Source organism: Chelatococcus sp. YT9, assembly GCF_018398315.1.
GTDB lineage: Bacteria > Pseudomonadota > Alphaproteobacteria > Rhizobiales > Beijerinckiaceae > Chelatococcus.
This window is the reverse complement of the sequence record NZ_JAHBRW010000001.1, coordinates 2172209-2193384: the sequence shown is the minus strand read 5'-3', so window position 1 is coordinate 2193384 and position 21176 is coordinate 2172209. Positions and strand designations below refer to the sequence as shown.

Here is a 21176-nt window from a genome sequence, read left to right as displayed (position 1 = left end):
CGATCCCCGATGCGCATGCGTGCTGCGGCGTTGCAGAGCGCTGGGCCGGCTCGCAAACCCTGCTGAACTGCGGTATACACGCCAGTCATAACAGACCATCCAAGAACAGATCTGTTGCGGGGGCAAAAGCGATGGCACTGCGTTCCGGTGGGCAAGGCGTAGCTGCGGTCCCTGACACGGTTCTGATCGTGGGAAGCGGCCCGGCCGGGTTATTTGCCGCCTCGGAACTTCTGCGCCATGGCGTCAGGCCTCGTATCGTCGAGAAGAGACTCGCGCCGCACCATGAAACACGCGGCACCGTTATCCAGCCGGCTGTCCTGGAGATCCTGGATCGCGGCGGTCTGATCGATCCTTTTCTCGCGGCCGGCACGCGCATCGAGCATATTCAAATTCTCGGGCCGGGCCTGCGTGAACTCGCGCGGGCGGATCTCGCCGGCATCGGCAGCAAATACGAGTTTCAGTGCAGCCTGCCGCAGTGGCGCACGGAGGCCATCCTGCGCGAGCACCTGGCGAATGAAGGCATCGCGATCGAATACGGCATTGACGTCAAGTCGATCGACGAGGATGAGGCGGGCGTTCACGTGACCATCGAGGTCGACGGCCGCAAGGAGACCCTGAGCGCGGCCTATGTGCTGGGAGCCGGCGGAGGGCACAGCATCACGCGACACGCAATGGGGCAGCATCTCGTCGGTGAAACCTACGACGGACGCTATATTGTCGCGGATGTGGCGCTCGGGCTTTCCACACCCCCAGGCCATGGCCGCGTCATTGTCGGGCGTGCTGGCTTCGTCCTGATATCGCCGCTTCCGGATGATCGTTGGCTGATTTTCGTCAACCGCGACGACGACGATGTGCGTGATGCGCTCCCTAACGAGGCGGAACTCAGCGCGCTGCTCAACGCGCGCGTCGGTGCCGACGTAGGGATGCAGGATCTGCGTTGGGCATCCTATTTCAGGATGCACAAGCGCGCCGTTCCCAGCCTGAGTAACGGCCGACGGTTCCTCCTCGGGGACGCGGCGCATATGTCGAGCCCGCTGGGTGGCGAGGGGATCAACGCGGCCTTCATGGACGCGGCTGATATTGCCTGGAAGCTCGCCCTGGTTCTCCAAGGCGCCGCCAAGCCGGCAATACTCGACAGCTATGCCGTCGAGAGAGGAATGGCCGACCAGCACGTCCTCGAAGTCTCAGATGAGATCCACAATTTCGTCATGGGCCTCGTCGCCCAGTGCGTCACCGATCCCGCGCCGTCGCTGCCACCTGGGAGCCCGGCTGAGGTGCTCCTGACCCTGCGAAAGCGGTCGATGCTCGATGTATGCTATGCTGGAAGCACGCTGATCGCACCGCAGCCGACCGATGATGCAACAGGCACGCGCCTTGCGGCCTGGCATCGCCTCAGCGGAACGGGTCATCACCTCGTCGTTTTCGGCGACGCGCCGAGCCGCGAGAGTCTTGGTGCACGCTGGCAGCACGCCGTCTCGATCATCGATGGGCGCAGCATCGGCCTGGAGCCTCAAGAAGCCGGCGTTTCCGACACGGGCGCCATCCTCGTCCGCCCCGATGGCTTCATCGGCTTCCGGGCGCTCGCGCTTGACGACATCGCGATCGACGCGCTCGATGCGCATTTGGCATCCTACCTTTTGCCGCGGGATTCAGATGTCACCAAAGGGATGTCTGTCGCGGTCGCGTAAACTGGATGCTCCACGCCGGCACGACGCTCAGGGGTGAGATGCCGTGATAACGCTGTATTCCTATCCAGAACTGTTCGGCGTCGCCGACAACAACGGCTACGGCCTTAAGGTCTTTGCCTTCCTGAGGCTCGCGCGCGTGCCCTTTGTACACGAGCACGTCTTCGACGCATCGGCCGCACCGCGCGGGCAACTGCCCTATATCGTTGACGACGGCGAGCCGATAGGCGACAGCGATGCGATCATCGCGCATGTCACCGCAAAATATGGGCTCAGCCTTGACGCCGGCCTCACGCCCTCCGAGCGCGACACCGGACATCTGATAATCCGCATGCTCGATGACCTCTATTGGGTCATCTCATATTCCCGCTGGAAGGACGAGGCGTTCTGGCCCCTCTTCCGCGATGCCCTGCAGCATCAGCACCCCGGTCTCACGGATGAGGACTTGCGCAACGCAAAAGACTTCAACGCCCAGCGCTACCACTTCCAGGGCATCGGCCGCTACGCTCCGCCCGCTGCCTATGCGCGGGGTCTTGCGGACCTCCGCGTACTGGCCAACCTCGTTCCCGCCGAGGGCTATCTGTTCGGACCGACGCCGACGAGCTTCGATGCCGGCATCTACGGATTCATCGCAAACATCTATTTCTACCCCATCGAAACGCCGCTGAAGCAATTCGTCACGCGTCACGCCAATCTCGTCGGCCATTGTCGGCGCATTCACGCGGACATCGGTTGCCAACCGGCCTGAACCCGGTGGAGGCAAGCCGACCCTCCCACATCACCGAAGGGCTATCAAACGGCTATTTCACGGATGAGTGGGATAAGACGGCTGAGGCGACGACGGTCATAGATGTCCATTTCCACGAGATTCGCGGCATACGGTTCCCCTGCTGACTGAAGCCGGCTACACCGTCCCGAGGACACAAGACACATGCCAATGTGCGCGGGGCTGACGGAATATCTGATCCGCACCGGCTCACTTGCCGGGACTGCATTTGGCAAATTGGAGAGGGTACCGGCAACGAATCTGCAAAAAGGCCTGTAACACAAGCGAAGCAGATCCGACCTAAGTCGATGGCGCGCCGGGGAAGATTCGAACTCCCGACCCCCAGATTCGTAGATAGGGGCTGATGCCTGAAATTATTCAGGTTCCCTGCAAAACGCCCCCACCTCTCGCCTATACATTTCAAATGCTTATGACCTCGTTTTCAAAACGAAAACGGGTGGAGATGGCTATGGAAATTCGCTCCATTTCACTTAATCCCGATCCGCAACCGACCGCTTCGGGCGCTCGGGTCATCTGCGGCTTTGACCTCGTTGTCAATGGAATCCAGATCCGAAACTTAGCCCTCGTAGAACTCGCCCGCGGCGACTTCGGGGTATGGTCGCCCCGTTCGAATCGGGACCGAATGCCCACCTCATATTTCGATCGTAGCGCCCGTGAGGCGATCGTTGGGCTTGTTCGTGGCCATCTCGAAAATCTGCGGGTGGCCGCGTGACGGAACCTGCGCAGCAAACACCGCACGCTTGGCTGGCTGCAGCGCAAGCGGAGTTCGGCGGGACGCTTCATGACGACTTTCTGACCGGGGCCCAGATCGACGGATGCGCGGCGAGCATCATGCTCGTGTCAGATGGCCTCGCCATCCATCCAGACGCCGGGAGCCCGAAGTCACGCTTGCACCTCGAAAGCTTTGCGGCGGGCCGCTTGCGGGACGCGCCGGTCAAAGTCCATACAATTCGCGAGGCCGCCAACGATAACTGGATCGCCCGGACCGGCGGCGTGCGGACGATGGCCAACGGGGTGCGCGCGACTCCCTTCAAATGGGTCGATCCGAGCGCTATTCCGAAACGGCAGTTTCTCTATGGCCGACATTATATACGGCGGTTCATGACGACGACCTTCGGAGCCGGCGGGTCGGGAAAGACGGCCCAGGCCGTCGTCGAGGCGCTTTCGATGGTGACGGGCCGTATCCTGCTCGGCGACGCTCCCGATACACCGCTACGCGTGTGGCTGGTCAACTGCGAGGACCCCCTGGAGGAACTGCAGAGGCGCGTCGCTGCCGCTGCCATCCATTACAACCTTGATCCTGCCGCACTCGAGGAGCGGCTCTTTCTTGATTCCGGCCGTGATCAGGATTTTGTGGTCTTGCACGAGGATGGGAGACAGACGCGCATCGTCGAGCCCGTGGTGTCGTCGCTGATCGAGCAGATCCACGAAAGAAGCATCGACGCGCTTATCGTCGACCCCTTCGTGTCGACCCACACCGTTGGAGAGAACGACAACGGAAAAATTCAGCAGGCGGCCTCGCAGTGGGTCCGCGTCGCCGACGCGACCAACGCCGCCGTCGAGTTGATCCATCACGTCCGGAAGGCGCAGGAACGTGGAGAGATCACGGCTGACGACGGTCGAGGGGCCGGGTCGCTCAAGGACAAGGCGCGTTCCGTCCGGGTGATCAACGCCATGTCCAAGCCAGAGGCCGAGTCGGCCGGCATCGCGCCGGAAGACCGCTTCGACTACTTCCGCATAGGCGGCGGGACGGGCAAGTCCAACATGTCGCGCCAAGGCGGGCCGGGGCAGTGGCGCAAAATGGTTTCTGTTGCGCTGGGCAACGGTGTTGGTCAGCTCGACCGCGGCGACGAGGTCGGCGTTGTGACCGAATGGCGGTGGCCTGAGCAGTCCGCGATGCCCGACATCGATCCAGAGGTCGAGGCCGCGATCATGGAGCGGCTGGCGGGCGGCGAGTATCGAGAGAACAGTAGGTCGCCCGATTGGGCCGGCATGGTCGTGATGGAGGAGCTTGGCCTTGATCCGAGGGATAAGTCTGCTCGGCGACGTGCAAGCCGCATCCTTAACGCTTGGAAGGACGTCAAGGTGAAGGCCGTTGAGAAGTTCGACAAGACACGTCATCTCCGAGAGTTCATCGTACCAATCGGAGGACCTTGCGTCAGTGCGTCAGTGACTGACGCAGGCGACTAACGCACCCACGCGAAACAGTCTGCGTCAGTGCGTCGGTGCCTATATAGGCACGACGCAACACTGACGCGCGCATGATCATGTTCCAGGGGGGAGCGATGCGTCCGTTTAAGAATGTGTCTCCAGAGACTGTGTTACCCAACTACGAGGCTCACGAAGACGGAAATGGCTACTGTCACACGTCCCCCACGGGTTGGGTCGCGTGGAGAAATTCGCGGGCTAATGATGAGGTCTTTGCGGGCTCAGATGTTGGATGGGTCAACGTCTCGAAGGTCATGAGAATGATCGCCAACCAAAGCCCTATCTACCATGCCTTCCCGATAGATGACGCTATGCGGTCTCACATCGCCGCATCGGACATCGATCGTCACTTCGTGAAGAAGATGCCGATTCAGAGACGAGACGAACCCGTCCTGATGCTCTTGGACGGAAAGCATCTGAGGCTGGTGGACGGCCACCACCGCCTTGCCCGCCGAATACTGGACGGCTGTGACAGCGTCGATGCGCTTGTTGTCGATGCTGCCATCCTGCCTCACGTGACCGTCAAGATGTATCGGATCAATCAAGACAATCAGTGGATCGAGGTTCCGCCAGGAAGCGTCGAGTAGACATCCCATCTCCCCATGGATTGGAGCACCACATGAACACGCCCCTCGCCGAGCCCTTCGACGGGTTCGCAAAGATCGATGCCGACTATTGGCCGGTTCGGGTCGTCGGGATCACTGACACCGATATGCTGCTCGTCATCGCAGAAGACCTCTTGGGCGGGCGGTCCATCCACCGGGTTCAGTCCGTCTATTGCACCGACCCGACAAACTGGAACGAGGGCGCCCGCAGGATGGCGCGATGAGGCCGATTTGACACGCACCCCGCTCCTGTGCAATATGCCAAGTTGCGCTTGACCACGTCGCCGTCTCCGGCTACCTTGCGCTCGGCCCCGTGCGAAAGATCACGACCGGCCTAAAATCAATAAGAACCGTGAAGCCCTTCCCGAAGCTCCACCCGGAGCATCAAGTGCACATTTCCCTGACATCTATCGCGGCCTCCCCGCAGGCTCACGCTATTCCAAAATCAACACGTACAATTTTCTCCCGCCCGCTCATTGCCGAGCGATGGACGGCAAAGCCCGATCGGGGGCCTGCACCGGACGAGCCCGCTCGTCTCGTTCGCGACGGCCGTGGCAAAGAGATCGAAATACCTCTCCGCGATGAGCCCGGTATTGACTTCATCCTGTCGCGACAACGTGGAGCAAATGGCCGGTCCGTCAGCATTGATGTGCCAAGAGAGGTGGCCGCGCCAGCAGGGCTTTCCGGCCGCAAGGCTCGCTCGTGGCCGGCGATGGAGCGCGCGAACAATAACGAGTTGTTCGATACTCCGCATAAGAATCGAATGGCCCGCCAAGCGCTGGAGCGCTTCGTTCTTCTATATGACGCCGCCACCCTCCATCCGCTGGCGCTCCACTCACCTTGCGCCAGTATCGAGCCCGACGATTGTAAAGATGAGGCGACAGATGGCGGCGAGGATGGCGAGGTCACTGGTATTGACCCGACCGCTATCGACCTCTGCGGCGAAATAGAATGGGATGACGATCCAAAGCAGCCGACCAGGAAAACCCTTCCTTCGGGTTTTGGCTTCGACCGCTACCTGGATCTAGGCCCAACGCCAGAAGCCTTGGTTGCGATGGCGCGGGAAGGGCGCGTGCGCATCAATCACTGCATCACGCTTCGTCAAAAGGTGGCCGGAAGATCATCACAGCGGCGGACTATCGCACGACTTGAGATCCGCTGTGCTGACGGGCGTTGGCGCCCAACTACGGATGGGCGCCTCCGGGATAGCAAGCCAAAAGATAGCCGAACTGCAGAACAGCGAGACGCCGCCGTTATGGGCTGGACGCGCATGTGTCACCCGTCACGCAAAGATGGCGCCAAACAGTTTGCCATGGAACCATTCGACAGGCTCGCGGCCAAGCACGACCTTCGCCTTCTCAGGCATCTTATGGGGCGAGATATGCTCGACGTGATGCGAATGGCGGCCTGTGAGGGCGCGACGATGCGGGAAATCGGCGAGGCGTTCGGCAAAACTTACAAGCGCGCGGAGGCCGAAGGCTTAGCCAAGTTGCGCATTGCACTGGAACTGCTGCAATGGGCATTCTCTAATCTGAACAACAAGCATGCCGCTGCGAACGATAACGAAGAGTTGAGCGGGTGCCTACGCTCTGCGGCATAGTACCTGAACCATCGAGTTGCTCCCTTTATTATTAGGGATAGGTGCACGCCTGGGCCGGCTCCCACGGGACCGGCCCCATTTCCCCACAAGTTCCAAGCCGCCTCCGGACGGCTTTTTTCATTCGGCCAGCCGTCCGGAGACAGCAGGCCGATAGCGAACCGGCGGTCCGGCCTCACCGCCGGTTCGCACCCCCTCGCTCTATTGGCAAACTCACGCCCGGCGGAAGCCGGGTGTTTTGTTTTCCCCATCACGTCATTCATCGAAAACAGGATTTCACCATGCAACTGACACTCTCCGTCGTCGCTCAGGCGACGGGCGTGCCTTTGGGCGCGCTCTGTCAATGGGTGCAGCGCGGCGCCCTCGCGCTCGGGGAAGGCGACACCCCGCCAGCGGGGCAAGGGCACGCCGCGCTCCTGGGCAAACGCAGGCTTGCGCAAGTTGCAATTGTTGGCGCGCTGACTCGTGCGGGCGCTATGACAGGTCGGGCTGTCCGCCTCGCATACCACTTCAGCGACAAGCGCGACGGCCTCGATGAGGATGGTGCGTTCCTTCGGCGGGAGCCAGGCGAGCTTTATGCCGGCCGTGACACCTATCTAGTCGCCGCGCCAGGCGCTCCCCCGCAGATCGTTGGCGCCCCGCCAGGCACCGCGCACTCCCGCATCATCGCCGCGGCCTGCAACCGGACCAATCCCGCTGGCACTCTGGTTCTGCATCTCGATCCGATCGTCTCCGCCGCGTTGACCCGCGCAGCTTCCCTCAATTGAGGATCCCTATGAAAATTCTCGACAGTCTCGCTGCGCTGATCTCGGTCGCGCGCGATGATAAAGCGACTTCCACCATCATCGCCGAAAGCCTCGATAAGGCCCGCGCGGAATATAGCGCCGCGGCCAGCGCGCTCGCGACGGCCGAGGCCGGCTATGGCGATGCCCTGCTGGATAGCCCGAAGGCAGCACGTGCCGCCCACGACGCGCTCGCTGATGCTCGTGTCGAGCTCGACCGGGCCGGTGCTCTGGTCAGCCGACTGGAGATCAGGCACGGCGAAGCGCTCGAGCGAGAGGCCGAGCAAGCTTTGACGGCCGAAAAAGAAGCTGTTGAGGCGGAGGCGAAGGCCGTTGCCCGCGCGTTGCGCGAAGAATACGCACCGGCCGCCAACACAATTGTCGCCCTGCTGGCGCGATTGCAAAAGGCGGAGGCGGCGGTGGCTGCGGTAAACCAGAAGCTTGCGGAAGCCGGTCGTTGGGAGGCGGAGAAGCTTGAGGCGGTCGAGCATCGCCGAGACGCCCTACCGTTGCCACAGGATTTTCACGGGATGACGCCACGCAGCCGCCACTCAGTGCTGGTGTCCACCTTGCGGCGGGTCGAAGGAGTTTGCGACGGCTGGTTTGCTGGGAACGTGATCGGTCGCAGCCTGACTGACGCTGAATTGGCGAGGATAGACGCACCTGAGTACTATCGCCGATGATGTGCGGGGAGTTCTGTTGCGCACGCTGCAAAGAGCCGTTTTTGGGTGATGCGCCACCGCATGAGATGGGGCAGATTCAGGGCGAAGGTGCATTCGCCAGGCAGGCGGATCGGTCCGCGCATTTCAGCACCTCCCACCTCTGGCCCATTGCTACTCACGAGGCCGGCCATGCAGTCGTCGCCTTGTTGCTGGGGTGGATGATTACGTCATGCGGTGTCGATATCTCGTCGCGCTTCGCGTCAGGCCACGGCCGGCCGCCTGGGCCAAGCTTTAATCATGAGGACGTGGTGATCCTTCTTGCCGGTCCGCTCGCAGAGGGGTGGCTGAGGCGGCACATATGGCGGCCGGAATCGGACTATCTTCGGTTCCACATCGAAGCCGCGCGCGCAGGAGAGCGCCGGAGCTGTGACAACTGCCGCGCATTCGCGGCAATTTTCGAGGGTGAACCAGGAGCAAGTGATGCAACCGCGCTGGCCTTTTACAGGCATTTTGAAAAGCGCGCGATCGATCTCGTAACGCGGCCCGATGTATTCAGCACGATCCAGACGGTCGCGCGCGAGCTACACAAAGACCGGATCATGCAGGACGAAGATATCCGCCGCCTTATCCCGCCTGACCTACTCCCCGGCGGCTGCCACGCCCCAATGTGGACCTCGATGGGCTACAGCGAGGACCTCATCCGCGTCGCGCTCCCGCGCGTCTAGGCGGAAGCGGAACCCCCCAGGAGAATTCTGCAGCCGGTCGTTCGTCGGGATGCCTCGCCGTCGCGGTGCGCACCCCCGCGGGGAAGGACCCGACGGCGACCGTGAAACATCCTGTTTCACGGGTCCTTGGCCACCACCCCGACGGGGGGCGCGGCGGCGGCAGCCCCTAATTTCGCTAGCTCTAGCCTAGATTCCGAGGTTCGCACCTCTGGGCCAAACATGGCGCGCACCAAGGATTCCGGGATGCGCACGAAGGTGCGCACCGTGCGGACCCGTGCGCACTGGGTCCGCAGCCCGTTCATCCGCCAAATGAGCACACGGGGGAGAAGAGGCTGATTCAGCGCACTGGGTTCCAGCCCGGATCAATACGGATCAGTTATTCTGCAACGGTTACGGCACCGCAGAAGCAGAGCACGCCATCGTGCATATCGCATATGATCCATTTGAGATGCGGATCGACGATGACGAACTCGAACATTGGAAGGTCATTCAAGACCTCGACCAGTTCCTCAGCCGTACCCGTAAACGCGGGCGTGGCCTGCCGAGGGGTCCCTGTCGGAACGATCAAGACCACTTGTGCTTTGGGGCCGAGTAGCGCCGGAAGCAACACTGAAGAGTATAGGCTAGCCTGATAAACAACGTGGAATGTTGGCTGCGACAGGCTTTCCCACCACCAACCCCATCCCACATCTTCTTTCAGGAACGTTGTTTTGGCAGCGTGAACAAAATCAGCGGCTTGGTCGACCGGCATCTCGACCATCGAATGACGTTCGACAGAGGCACGAACATCAGCGACTAGATCGTACAACGTCACCTCCGCAGTCGAGTACAGCCGCACATCCGCGATGAGATGCGGCTTTGCTGTTCGCTGGAATTCAGCTCGCGTCATCCCGTCACCATGATCGCTTGGCCGGACGGGCACAACGACATTTCCATTTCAGGATCTCTCATGACCGCTACACCCACTTTCGTGGGCGGGAAACCCCGCTCGCGGACCGTCGCTCTCGAATATCCTCTCGAACTTGACGGCGTTCGTTACGACGCTGTCACCGTCCGCCGGCTCACGGTGGCCGAGGTCTCCGCTTATGCGGAGGCGCTGACCGCGGCTCGCGACGCTGACCAGCCGGCGCCACGCTTTCCGATGTTCGACGTGCCCGACGTGGTGCTTGACCACCTCGACGACGATGACGCGGAAGCGGTGAACAAGGTCGCGCTGGATTTTTTGCCCCGGCGGTTCAGGGACGCCGTGGCCTGAGAGCCTGGCCCGGAACTTCCCGAACCATCATGACGGTCGTGGCCCGCGTGTTCGGGCAGCAGCGGTCCGAGATGCTCACATGGCCATGGGAAGAACTGGTGGCCTGGTGGGCGGAGGCCGCCGCCCAACATAGAGGCGCTGATTAATGACAACGAAAACCAGTCATCTGGTCCTGAAGCTCAAAGACGAGCTCTCGGGACCGGCGGGCAAAGCCGCCGGCGCCCTTGGTAAAGTGGGCGACGCCGGCAAGGGGCTGAAGAAGCTAAGCGGCGCTTCCGCTGAAGTGCAACGCCTGTCGCAGGACCTTGGTAAACTGCAGGGCCAACTCGGCAAGGTCGAGTCCTTCCGCGGCATCCAGGCTGACTTCGCAGCGGCGCGGACGCGCTTCCGATCGGCTCAGACTGAAGTGCAGCGTCTCGCGCGCGAGATGGCGGCCGTGGACAAGCCGACACAAAAGATGGCGACGGCCTTCGCACGGGCTCAACGGGAAGTGCGGAGTGCCGCTCAGGCGTTTGAGCGCCAGAGGACCGCCATCGTCGCCGCCAAGCGGGCGATGGAGACGGCAGGTGTGCCGATCGACAAGCTTGCGGCGGCCGAAAGGCGCCTGAAGTCGGCGATCGACCAGACCAACACGTCACTGTCGTTCCAGAAGCGTGTGGAGGCAAGGGCGCATCATATGGCGCCCTCGGCTCACGCCCCCTTGGTCCGTGGCGGCGCGGCCTCTGCGGCCTATGGTGCCGCGGGTGGCGTCCTCGTGGGGATGGGCGGCCCGCTGCTCGGCGCGGCCGGTGCGGGCTTCGCGATCAAGCAGGTGACTGAGTCGTCGCTCTCGCTCGAGAAGACGATGACGGAAGTCGCACGCGCGACCGATGCCAGCGGCGCAGCGCTGAAGGCATACGAGCAAAAGGTGCTCGATATCGCGCGCGCGACGGGCAAGACAAAGGAGGAGATCGGCGCGATGCTCGCCTCGGCTGGCTTTGCCGGCCGGCCCGCGCATGAGCTCGTCCGCTTCACCGAATATGCGTCAAAGGCAACGACCGCATGGGGCACGACGGCGGAGGATACCGGCCAGGCGTTGGCCGAGCTTGGAAACATTTTCCGCGCCCACCAGGCTCGTATCGAAGAGATCGGTGACGCGGTCAACACCGTTGCCGATGGCGCTGCGGCGAGCGAACCGGACTTGTTGGAGTTCATTCGCAGGGCGGGAGCGGTCGGTGATCAAGCCGGCTTCACCGCCGAGCAGGTCATCTCCTTCGGGGCTGCATTCAAGGAAATCGGCACGCGTACCGACGTGGCCGCCACCGCCTTCAATGCGCTCGTGAATTCTCTCACGCTCGGTGCAGAGTTCACGAAGCATGCCGAAGAGGGCTTCAAGGCGCTCGGCATCAACATCAAGAAGTTCCAGAAGAGTTTCGTCAAGAAACCTCTGGAAACGACTTTGGAGTTGCTCGAAAAGATCACCGCGATCAAGGATCCGCTCAAGCGCGCATCCATCTTAAATGACATCTATGGGAAAGAGTACGGCGACGATATTGCCCGGCTCACGGGCAATATGGAAGGCCTGCACCGGATTCTCGGGATGGTCGCCGATCGGACCAAGTACCTCGGCTCGGTCCAGAAGAACTTCGATACCGCCATCAACACGGACGTCAACAAGATTGCCCGCGCGACGCAGGCGCTCGACGTCCTCGCGGCCCGTGCCGGCAACGCGTTCAAGGTGATCGCCGGTGGAGCGGCGCAAGAGGTCAACAGCCTCGTCGACAGCATCGAGAAGGGCGACAGCCTGTTTCAGCGCGTGCTGGGACGGTACGACGCCCAATTGAAAAAAGCGGCCGAGCTTGAAGGGCGCCTTCGGCCGGATGGCAAGATCGACATGGGCGCGCCCGTCCTGGATGACGTTGGGGGCGATAATTGGTTTGACCGAAACGCGCCCTGGCTAAGCGGCAGGGTGTGGCGCCAGGGGCTGGATAGTTGGCTCGGGGAGACCGGCGACGAGGCGGCCCGGAAGGGCCGCGAGGCGGCCATCGAGGAGCATTTCCGCAAGCAGCGTGAGATGGTCAACGAGCGCGACCGCTTGCGGAAGCGCAATGCCGACGCTGGCGGCAATCGTGTCGTCTTCGATGAGAAGACCGGCCGATATATGGCGCGTGACGTCGCCGAAGCCGAGCTGTCGCACCTCGAGGAAGTCGTCAGGCGTACCGAGCAGCGCAACGCCCAAATGCAGCAGGAACTCGCGGCATTGCGTGCCGTTGTTCGCTCCCAAGAGCGCCTGCGCGACGTCATGGGCGGGGGCAGCATGGACAATGCCGAACCGGTTGGTTCGGGACTGACCACGTTTGGTTTTGGTAGGCACGGCATGCCCGCGCCTGAGACCGCGCCGGCACCGCTTCCCCCCAGAAGGCCGGAAAGCCTTGGCGGCAAGCCAGTGCCGGAGGGCGGGCCGCATGTACCTGCAACACAGCCAATTCCGATCGCCGCCCCCACCGTCGACACGACGGCCCTCGACGAGGCCAAGGCCAAGGCGGAGGAAGCGGGCAATGACATCAAGGCGTCCCTTGACGTCGTGGCGCGGCCGCAAGTGGACGTGTCCTCATTTGCGGATGCGGAAAGCTTCGTCGATCGGCTGTTGCGGAAGATCTCCCTGATCGGCCCTGCGTCGCGGCAAGCGCAGGCCGAGATGGGCAGGGCAGTCGGATCCAGTTTCAAAAACCGCCAAGACGGCTCGCTTCATGACGGGAATCAATGATGTCCGAACTATCCGATGTGTTTCGCTCGCTCGGCCAGGCGCTCGTGCTGGCCGAGGCGGCACGGGCTACGCTCCACGGCTCGTTTTCACCGCGTAATGTCGGCGACATGGTCGACCTCGAGGAAGGCATAGACGAGGCCCTCGCGGGGCTCGAGGGGCGGCTTGACGCTGTCACCGCGGTGACGGTGCGGCAGCACGCCATGGAGGCGGCATTCGCCGCCTGGAAGCGGGCCTGATTTTGGGACGATGGCCGACCGAGGGTGTGGCGGATGTGCCACACCCTCGGGTCCTCCCCCTTGACCAGATCTACGGGTGCAGGCCCTCCCTGGACGTGGCTAGCGTGTGGGGGCTGGAATGACTCCCACTGCCCCTAAATCAAACTGAAACCGCCGCAGCACTGGGGGCATCGAATCGGATACCCTGCGCGCTAATGCCTTGGAACAAGATGAACCCTCGTGTTACACAACTGCAATTGTGTCTGGATCTAGGAGTTCGCCATGCACGCTGACACATATCGCCTGTCCAGCCCGCCGACTCTATCCAGAGATTTGGGGGATTTGGCCCTCGAATCTGCTATCGAAATTGATCGGCATCTTCAAGGGGGCGCCCCCGTCTTCGATGCCTTGGAGAGTCTCGCGCAGAGGCTAGGAGAAGGTAAGCTATCGGCAAATTTGACCCTGTTGCCTGCCTATGATCGCGCTCTTTCCGGCTCTCGTGGCGGTTTCGCATCAACCAAGAACGATTTTTTTTCGCGATTGAAAGAAATTACGGAAAAAATGGTTGAAAAGGATGACGCTTCGCCCGCAGATCTTGAACTATTGAGGGATTTCTGTCTTGCCCTACACGACTCTCTATTGAACTCTCGCATCGACCGGATCGCAAGTAATTCGACACGATTTCATAGGCAGTACCTATGAATATAGCTCGCCTGATATTCGACTCGAAGCTTACAAAGCTGGAGAGGCAGATAGAGATTGCCAGGCGAGCTGACTATTCTTATCCAGATGGAAGAGATGCACTCGGACTTTTACTTTATAAAATAAAACGGACTCGCAGCCGAGTCGCAGAAGCTGAGGGGCTCTCCCTATCAATTCAAACGAGTATTTATCGCGACGCAAATTTTCTTATCTCGCGCGTAACTGATATTGTCGGGATAATAACTCGATCGACGAGCGTTCGAAGCGCGTTTGAATTCTACGCGCCTTTTTTAGAAATATCAAAGAATCTCGTTGGTGAAAGTGCCCACCTAATTCTTTCATCTGAATGGAGCTACGTTCCATTTACATATCCTCAGACTCTGGAAGATCTTCCAGATTTCATCCTGATCGGCCTGCCTGCTTCAGAGTCCGATAATGTCTTGGTTCTCCCGGCAGCTGGGCATGAGTTGGGCCACACAATCTGGTTGAAGCGGCGTATTTCTGATTCCTACGAAAAGGACATAAAACACAGAATTGATGGCGTTCTTACCGAGAGGAGGTCGGATTTTGAAGTGTCCTTTCCAGATCTCAAGGGTGCCGATCTCGATCAGGATATGTTCGTTCAATACATAAAGTCACAAATATACCAATCTTGCATTGCACAATTCGAGGAGATATTTTCCGATTTTATCGGGCTTTCTCTTTTCGGGGAGAGTTATTTTTACGCTTTCCAGTATCTGGTTGCTCCTCGGTTGTCAGGAATTCGTTCTCTATCATACCCTGACACGCTCGCGCGCGCTCAGATGATCGCCGAGTATACGAACGCGAAATTTTCCGTCGATGTGGGAGATTGCAAAGCCCACTTCTTGGCAGACGATGCGAGCCGAGATCCGCGCTTGCAATTCGTAACACAAATTGCCGACGCTGTAGTTTCGAAATTTATTGATAATTTATACGAAGCGGCGCATGGTATTATTGCGTCACAGCCAATTGCCACACCAAAAATATCGACGACTGTTGAAGTGGAGGAGCGATTTCGCATAGGGATACCCTTCGATGGTGAGGCATCACTTGGCGACATTATAAACGCCGGATGGAGAGTGTTTCGCTCCGATAATCAGAAACAATACTCTCTCCAGGGACGTTCTATTATTGAATATATTTCCGATCTTTCTTTAAAATCAATTGAGCTTTGTGAAATCAGAAAAATAATGAGAGACTGATGCTCGGTTCCGCCAGAATACATGAGCTGCTTAACAGTGCGAAGGAGGCACCAGATGCTGGCCTTCACATTATTCCCGGTCCGGCAGAGATGGGCACAATGCCAGATGGTGCCGCGTCCGTCGATTTGCGCCTCGGGAGGTGGTTCTTAGCTATCCAGCAGAGCCGGACAAGCCAAATAAACTTGAGCCAAACTCGCGACGCTGATCATTTTGAAGCGGAAGAGGGGCGCATGTACTACGTACCGTTTGGCGAGCGTTTTGTAGTTCACCCCGGCCGGTTCGTGCTCGCGGCGACGCTTGAGTGGATACGTGTTCCCCCAACTTTAGGCGGCTATATTACGGGCAAGTCGACGACCGGTAGGCGTGGCCTTGTGATTGAGACGGCTGCCGGGCTCCATCCTGGTTTCTCAGGTTGTATTACTCTCGAATTATCAAATTGTGGCGAAGTGCCGATCGCGCTAGTGCCTGGAATGCGCATATGTCAGATTTTCTTCCATGAAGTTCGCGGATCGTCGGGAAATAATAAGACCTCCGTTGGAGGCCGAAGAAAGCCGACTTTCGGGCCGTATGTTCTAGATTCGTTTGTGAGGCGGGCCATGGAGCGAAAAGATTCCACGGCCCTCCAATCTGACTTGTTCAGGGAGTAAGCACTCAGAAAATAAATGCTCGGTTGTTTCGTTTGAGGGCCGTCCCGTAGGGTCGGGCGCCACTCATTGCGCGCTCGATACCTAGTCAAAGAGGTGTTGAGTTCCGTGGCCAATCGCTCCTGCACCGCCCTCTCGCTTTTGCCGGTCGCTTTTGACATTACCTCGGAAAAGCGGGGGGGCGGTCTGCTTGTCGCAATTGTTGCGATTAGCGACAGTATATTGAACTAGCCTTTTCGCGCGCGGTGCGGGAAGGGATAGGATGGTTAGGCCTGCTCAGGCCATACCCCTCATTCCAATAAAAAAATGCTGACCGACCATGCCGTCGGCCCCATTAAGTGAAACTCCATTGTACTCAAGAACCGAACTATTGCTCACCCTGCAGAGAACGTTGACCCCCTCCTCTTTTGCTACCGTAGCCAACGAGATGCTTCCTCCGACGGTCAAACTCGTATTGCGGCTGATCGCGCTCTCGATTACGAGAATTGGTACGCGGCTAGTGCGCCCATGTCGGTCGCCATTCGTTGCAAATTTTTCCATATGGAGATTGTATTCATCGGCTTGGCCTAGAATTACAGGGGTACGTTTCTTCATCGGGTCAATGGATTCTACCAAGATGGTTGGATCGCCACTGGGCCGCCCTGGTTGTGTGAGATGGCATACCCGGAATCCCTGTTCACGCCAGCACCATCCAAAGACCGCTGCCTCGAACCAGCCGAGCCGCCCGTTTGTCGTGCTGAGGTAGTCTTTAGAAAATTGAGTTCCAATCCTCGCACACAGCGAGGCGGCGTCGTCAATGGCAAATGGAACTTGCGGTGTTGGAAACTTGCAATCCGGCCCGCGCGAGATGAGGCTTTGTAGAAATGTGGAGGCGATCGCGTGCGTGTAAAGCGCAGGTGAGACGGTTCCGGCGAAAGCGAAACCAATTGATGTCTGACGGTATGGGCTCTTGCCAAGCCCATAGTCGAGCATCTGCCGGCAGACCACAGGTAACACGAGAATCTTGGAGCCGCTGTCGGTGACCGTTGAACTGTTCGCACTGATCCGTGTGTCGGCAGCGGCCCACAGCAAGCCTTCTGCTTGTTCATACCATAAGGCCACGATGGTCAAAGATACCTCCGTCTGTTACCGTTCGGCTTGCTCTCGAGCGAGGGCAAAGTCCTAGGATGCCGTCGCGGATCCCGTCCTCACGGACTATGGCAATTATGCTCTCGGCCGCAAGCTGCATCCTACCCCTGATCCGCTCTGCAGCCGCATGGGCCGCCTCCGCCTTCTCGGCGTGGAAGCGGAAGAAGGCGAGGGAGGGCGCTGGAGATTCTGGTGTCCAGATTCTAGACACCAGAATGGTGGGAAAACTAAAGACGCTCGGCCCACAACACCAAAAACAATTCGCCACCGAAACGGCCTAACGCACGGTCATTGATTTTGTTGGGAAATTTCGGACGATTTGCCACTACGTAGTGGCGACTTAATTCCTGGTCAAGTTGACCAGAAATTCCAGTTGCGGAATTACCCTCAGCTCCGCTCAGGGTAATGGCTAAACCAGATTTAGGGCGCAACCTCAGGCCGGACGATTTGCCGTCGCCAACGGCAAATACCGCGAAGCCTCGGCATTTCACCCCACCACCTCCTGCACCTCCGCGACATAGGCTTCGAACTCCGCAGCCTGGCGCTCGAGCTCCTGCCTGTCTATGCGGACCGTTTCCATGACGAGACGCTTCGTGCTACCCGGCCGGTAGAAGGCATACTCCAGCACCTCGCCAGTCGCTGTCAGGACGCCATGGGCGGCAAGCCGACGGATCCGCGTGAATGTGCGCATGCGGGGCAGCAAAGGCGCCAGGCGCGGCTCTGCGCGGCGCGCGGCGGCTATGCGTCGGGTGATCTTATAACTGTGTGTCGCAGGGCCGGTGCGAGCAACGACGTCGGAGAGGACGAAGTCCAAGAGCGCATAGGTCGCGCATATGCGCCCGTGCAGGGATGCGAGGTCATCTGGGTATGGCGATCGGCCGCGTGGGGACGTGGAGGCTCGGGTGTGGGGTCATGGCGCTTCCTTTCGCAGGCGTACACCTGGCCCGCTATCGCCAGAATATGGGCCAGCATCCACGAACTCGATCCCAGCCGCCTCGAGGGCTTGGCGGATGGCGGCGATTGTCGGGCGATTAGCAGTCAAGGGGCCGCTCTGCGATTCCATGCGCTTGATCGTCGGTAGCGACACCCCGGACTCTTGGGCTAGGCGACTTTGCTCCCATCGCAGCACCGCACGGGCCGCTCGAAGTTGCTCGCTGGTCTGCAAAAATGATCCCTCACGTATTAAATGATGCCAAAGGTATTGACGACGCCTCAGGGATCATTTTATATTCAGAGTGTCGTTGCTTCGCAAGCCGCGACAACACCCCCGCGCGGCCGCTTTGTCCGTCTCCTTGTTGCGATGGCCGGGCGGGGGCACCCCAAGCACGAGGAGAAGAGAATGACCGCACTCGCCATGGCCGCTTCGACCGATGCCACTTCCAGAAGAAGAGTTCTGGGGGGCTCTGCCCCCCTTTCAGCCGACCTTCTGTCCGACCTCCTCGAAGCGCTTCAGATCATCGGACACGACGGCACGCGCGTGCACGCAGAAGTCGCGATGACGTTCGATCTGCATGACAGATTGGCCGAGTGGTGGCAGCAGCAGTGCGCGCCGCCGCCGGCTCTGTCCCTCGCGGTATAGCGATCGCACCACAACTAAATCTTGACAGCGTCGCTTTGCCTGCGTATTTTGCGCACGCTCGCCGTCCTTTGACGGCCAAACCTGCAGCGTCTCGGACGCCGGGCTCTCGCAACCCTCTCTGACATTCCAAGCCGCTTCTGCGGCCGATGCGCTTTGCGCGTCGCCAAGCCCCGACCGTTTGGTCGGACCCTTTCGGCCGTCTATGCGAGGCGGGTGATGACTGTTGCGAATGATAACGAGCCGCTGGTGCTGACTAGGGCACAGGCGGCGGAGCGATGCTCAATCGCGCTCTCGACATTTGATGCCTGGGTACGGCGCGGGGTTGTGCCGCGCCCCCTCCCCGGCACGCGCCGCTGGAGTCGCGTTGCGCTGGACCACGCCCTTGCTGGCGGCGCTTTCCACACTCTGCCGGCAGCGGCGGCGGTTTCACCGTTCGAACAGTGGAAGGCCAGTCGTGCGGGTTAGCCTTAAAGGTATCAACACGGTTCGGCGGAAGCTCGCGACGGGAGTCGTCGAGACTTACTACTATCACCGTGCAAGCGGGAAGCGTCTCGAAGGCTGTCCAGGATCTCCCGCATTCTTGGCCAGCCTGGAGCGCGCGGAGGCTAGCACTCGTGCGCGCAACGCGGGGACTCTGTCCGGCCTGATACGAGAGTTCGAAGACACCAAGCAATGGCGTAGGCTGGCCGAGAGCACGAAGAAAGAGTACAGGCGCGTGCTCACCTTTTGGGATGAGCAGTACGGCACATGTCCCTATCCAGCGCTCGAGGACAAGGCCTTTCGTCGCGACATCAATAAATGGCACGACAAGTTCTCTGATGAGAAGCCACGCGAGGCCGACAATCGCGTCTCTGTACTCGCACGCGTCTTATCGTGGGGTGCTAAAGAGGGGCCGCTGGCGGTCAACGTCCTCGACGGATTCGAGCGCGCCTATCAAAGCGATCGATCGGAGATGATTTGGCTACCCGAGCACGTGAACGCATTCATGGGGGTCGCCCCGCCGGAGATGCAACTGGCCATGGTGCTCGCACTTCATACCGGACAGAGGCAAGCCGACCTGCTTCGCCTGCCGTGGAGTGCGTATGACGGCGAATCTATCCGGCTCATGCAGGGCAAAACTCGGCGATGGGTCCGGGTTCCTTGCACAGCGGCTCTGAAGACGACGCTTGATGGCATCCGGCGAACGGCGACCGTCATCCTGACCACCAAGACCGACCAAGCTTGGAAGAAACGATATTTCTCTTCGCAGTGGGATGAGACTGTGAAGGCTGCCGGAATCAAAGACCTGCACTTCCATGACGTGCGGGGGACGACGGTCACCATGCTTGCGGAGGCGGGCTGTAGCGTGCCGGAAATCGCGTCGATCACCGGTCATACGCTGCGGAGCGCTCAAGATATCTTGGACAAATATCTGGCTCGCACAGGCACTCTCGCTGTGACGGCCATCGCTAAACTGGAGAACGTTATGGAAACAGGTTCTGCAAAACGCGGTGCAAAACGAGGGGGGAAAGAATGACCTAAGTCATTGGCGCGCCGGGGAAGATTCGAACTCCCGACCCCCAGATTCGTAGTCTGGTGCTCTATCCAGCTGAGCTACCGGCGCGCGTCCCGCTGATGAAGCACTGTGTTGCTGTCATCAGGTGAGGTCGGTGAATTAGAACCTCCCGCCTCGCTTGGCAAGCCCCTTTAGTCACAAGACTGAAAGAAAGTGGCCAACTGGGGATAACCTCCCGCGAACTACGTTCGAGAGGACGCGCGGCGACATGCGGTAAAGCGGTGTCGGCTATCTTGGGCGCTCCGGCGGCAAGTCGGCGGGCTCGGCATCTTTTCCGCCGAGCCGGAGCTCGGCGGAAACGCCCCGCAGGAGGGGGAGCAGTTCCTTCCCACCGCGGACGCGGTCAGTCCGGCGCTGCTTCTGCCGGTTCGCTCTTGTTCGCGAAAGCGCAGAGCACAATCAGTCTAGCTTGATCAGCCTTGCTTGATGGCCTCTCGCCAGTGGCGATGCAGGGCCTCTACGTCTCCGCTCGTCATGATCGGCATCGCACCCTGCAATTGATCATCAGTCCAATCCCACCATTGCATGGCAAGCAGCAGCGTGATCGCGCTGTCATCGAAGCGCTTGCGGATCGGCTTGGCGGGATTGCCGCCCACGATGGCATAAGGTTCGACGTCACGGGTCACCAGTGCACGTGTCCCAATGACCGCACCGTGGCCGATCGTGACACCGGCCATGATGATGGCTTCTGAGCCGATCCAGACATCGTTTCCGACGACGGTGTCGCCCGCGGGCTGGTATCCGTTCTGCGCGCCAGCAAATGCCGTCACTTCAGGCATCCAGAAGAACGGAAAGGTGCTGATCCACTCGTTCCGGTGCCCCTGATTGCCGGCCATGATGAAGGCCGCGCCTGACCCGATCGAGCAGAAGCTGCCGATCACCAATTTATCGGCACCTTCATCAGGGAGGAGATACCGCGCGCAGTCGTTGAAGCTGTGCCCGTGATAATAGCCGGAGTAATAGCTGTAACGGCCTACAATAATATTCGGATTCGTGACTTGCTTATCCAGCGTCACGCCTTTGAACGGGCTTTCGAAAAAGTTATTCATCGAGTGTCTCTCTGCATGAGTCCGCTAGC

The 21176-nt window shown here is 60.0% G+C and carries 23 protein-coding genes and 1 tRNA gene; 19 read left to right on the top strand and 5 right to left on the bottom strand.

Features of this window, described 5'->3' with window-relative positions:
* Positions 1 to 131 precede the first annotated feature (131 nt).
* The 10 genes from KIO76_RS09960 (at position 132) to KIO76_RS09915 (ending at position 9051) form a co-directional block, all read left to right on the top strand.
* The gene (locus tag KIO76_RS09960) at positions 132 to 1688 is read left to right on the top strand and encodes an FAD-dependent monooxygenase (RefSeq protein WP_213323061.1); all 1557 of its coding nucleotides are present in this window, start codon (positions 132 to 134) and stop codon (positions 1686 to 1688) included.
* A gap of 43 nt (positions 1689 to 1731) precedes the next feature.
* Complete coding sequence (locus KIO76_RS09955) at positions 1732 to 2433, top strand: glutathione S-transferase family protein (RefSeq protein WP_213323060.1); 702 nt, start codon at positions 1732 to 1734, stop codon at positions 2431 to 2433.
* A gap of 382 nt (positions 2434 to 2815) precedes the next feature.
* Positions 2816 to 3184, top strand: coding sequence for a hypothetical protein (locus tag KIO76_RS09950; RefSeq protein WP_213323059.1), 369 nt, complete (start codon positions 2816 to 2818; stop codon positions 3182 to 3184).
* A complete protein-coding gene (locus KIO76_RS09945) occupies positions 3181 to 4662 on the top strand; it encodes an AAA family ATPase (RefSeq protein WP_213323058.1) in 1482 nt (493 codons plus the stop codon). Before KIO76_RS09950 ends, KIO76_RS09945 begins: the two co-directional genes overlap by 4 nt.
* 71 nt (positions 4663 to 4733) lie before the next feature.
* Positions 4734 to 5267, top strand: coding sequence for a hypothetical protein (locus KIO76_RS09940; protein WP_213323056.1), 534 nt, complete (start codon positions 4734 to 4736; stop codon positions 5265 to 5267).
* Positions 5268 to 5299: 32 nt separating this feature from the next.
* On the top strand, positions 5300 to 5509 hold the full coding sequence (locus KIO76_RS09935) for a hypothetical protein (protein ID WP_213323054.1): 210 nt from the start codon (positions 5300 to 5302) through the stop codon (positions 5507 to 5509).
* A gap of 89 nt (positions 5510 to 5598) precedes the next feature.
* Positions 5599 to 6885, top strand: a complete 1287-nt coding sequence (locus KIO76_RS09930; protein ID WP_213323052.1) for a hypothetical protein — start codon at positions 5599 to 5601, stop codon at positions 6883 to 6885.
* A 278-nt stretch (positions 6886 to 7163) separates the two neighbouring features.
* Positions 7164 to 7649 carry a hypothetical protein gene (locus tag KIO76_RS09925; protein ID WP_213321410.1) on the top strand — a complete coding sequence of 162 codons (486 nt, stop codon included), beginning with the start codon at positions 7164 to 7166 and terminating at the stop codon, positions 7647 to 7649.
* An 8-nt stretch (positions 7650 to 7657) separates the two neighbouring features.
* The gene (locus KIO76_RS09920) at positions 7658 to 8347 is read left to right on the top strand and encodes a hypothetical protein (RefSeq protein ID WP_213321409.1); all 690 of its coding nucleotides are present in this window, start codon (positions 7658 to 7660) and stop codon (positions 8345 to 8347) included.
* A gap of 41 nt (positions 8348 to 8388) precedes the next feature.
* Positions 8389 to 9051 (top strand): hypothetical protein, encoded by a 663-nt coding sequence (locus tag KIO76_RS09915; protein WP_213321408.1) that lies wholly within the window; start codon positions 8389 to 8391, stop codon positions 9049 to 9051.
* Positions 9052 to 9427: 376 nt separating this feature from the next.
* Here the strand turns inward: KIO76_RS09915 and KIO76_RS09910 are convergent, their stop codons facing one another.
* Positions 9428 to 9940, bottom strand: a complete 513-nt coding sequence (locus KIO76_RS09910; RefSeq protein WP_213321407.1) for a DUF6756 family protein — start codon at positions 9938 to 9940, stop codon at positions 9428 to 9430.
* Between the two features lie 60 nt (positions 9941 to 10000).
* On the opposite strand from KIO76_RS09910, the gene KIO76_RS09905 reads away from it, so the two are divergent.
* The 6 genes from KIO76_RS09905 to dcd all read left to right on the top strand — a co-directional run bounded on the left by KIO76_RS09905 (position 10001) and on the right by dcd (position 15839).
* Entirely contained in the window at positions 10001 to 10306 is a 306-nt protein-coding gene (locus KIO76_RS09905) for a hypothetical protein (protein WP_213321406.1), read from the top strand.
* 145 nt (positions 10307 to 10451) lie between these two features.
* On the top strand, positions 10452 to 13052 hold the full coding sequence (locus tag KIO76_RS09900; RefSeq protein WP_213321405.1) for a phage tail tape measure protein: 2601 nt from the start codon (positions 10452 to 10454) through the stop codon (positions 13050 to 13052).
* Positions 13052 to 13288 (top strand): hypothetical protein, encoded by a 237-nt coding sequence (locus KIO76_RS09895; RefSeq protein WP_213321404.1) that lies wholly within the window; start codon positions 13052 to 13054, stop codon positions 13286 to 13288. Before KIO76_RS09900 ends, KIO76_RS09895 begins: the two co-directional genes overlap by 1 nt.
* 261 nt (positions 13289 to 13549) lie before the next feature.
* Entirely contained in the window at positions 13550 to 13969 is a 420-nt protein-coding gene (locus tag KIO76_RS09890; protein ID WP_213323050.1) for a hypothetical protein, read from the top strand.
* On the top strand, positions 13966 to 15192 hold the full coding sequence (locus KIO76_RS09885) for a hypothetical protein (RefSeq protein WP_213323048.1): 1227 nt from the start codon (positions 13966 to 13968) through the stop codon (positions 15190 to 15192). The genes KIO76_RS09890 and KIO76_RS09885 overlap by 4 nt, the downstream gene beginning before the upstream one ends.
* The gene (dcd, locus tag KIO76_RS31735; RefSeq protein ID WP_213323046.1) at positions 15192 to 15839 is read left to right on the top strand and encodes a dCTP deaminase; all 648 of its coding nucleotides are present in this window, start codon (positions 15192 to 15194) and stop codon (positions 15837 to 15839) included. Before KIO76_RS09885 ends, dcd begins: the two co-directional genes overlap by 1 nt.
* Positions 15840 to 16112: 273 nt before the next feature.
* On the opposite strand, the gene KIO76_RS09875 is transcribed toward dcd, so the two are convergent.
* Together KIO76_RS09875 and KIO76_RS09870 are read right to left on the bottom strand one after the other, a co-directional pair.
* Complete coding sequence (locus KIO76_RS09875) at positions 16113 to 16946, bottom strand: hypothetical protein (protein WP_213323044.1); 834 nt, start codon at positions 16944 to 16946, stop codon at positions 16113 to 16115.
* A gap of 505 nt (positions 16947 to 17451) precedes the next feature.
* Complete coding sequence (locus KIO76_RS09870) at positions 17452 to 17655, bottom strand: hypothetical protein (protein WP_213323042.1); 204 nt, start codon at positions 17653 to 17655, stop codon at positions 17452 to 17454.
* A 648-nt stretch (positions 17656 to 18303) separates the two neighbouring features.
* Here KIO76_RS09870 and KIO76_RS09860 point away from each other — a divergent pair.
* The 3 genes from KIO76_RS09860 (at position 18304) to KIO76_RS09850 (ending at position 20059) form a co-directional block, all read left to right on the top strand.
* Entirely contained in the window at positions 18304 to 18543 is a 240-nt protein-coding gene (locus tag KIO76_RS09860; protein ID WP_213323038.1) for a hypothetical protein, read from the top strand.
* A gap of 216 nt (positions 18544 to 18759) precedes the next feature.
* Positions 18760 to 19008 carry a helix-turn-helix transcriptional regulator gene (locus KIO76_RS09855; protein ID WP_213323036.1) on the top strand — a complete coding sequence of 83 codons (249 nt, stop codon included), beginning with the start codon at positions 18760 to 18762 and terminating at the stop codon, positions 19006 to 19008.
* Positions 19009 to 19123: 115 nt separating this feature from the next.
* Positions 19124 to 20059 carry a tyrosine-type recombinase/integrase gene (locus tag KIO76_RS09850; RefSeq protein ID WP_249729555.1) on the top strand — a complete coding sequence of 312 codons (936 nt, stop codon included), beginning with the start codon at positions 19124 to 19126 and terminating at the stop codon, positions 20057 to 20059.
* 10 nt (positions 20060 to 20069) lie between these two features.
* Here the strand turns inward: KIO76_RS09850 and KIO76_RS09845 are convergent.
* Together KIO76_RS09845 and catB are read right to left on the bottom strand one after the other, a co-directional pair.
* Positions 20070 to 20146, bottom strand: a tRNA-Arg gene (locus tag KIO76_RS09845).
* 365 nt (positions 20147 to 20511) lie between these two features.
* A complete protein-coding gene (gene catB, locus KIO76_RS09840; protein ID WP_213323032.1) occupies positions 20512 to 21147 on the bottom strand; it encodes a type B chloramphenicol O-acetyltransferase in 636 nt (211 codons plus the stop codon).
* Positions 21148 to 21176: the final 29 nt, after the last annotated feature.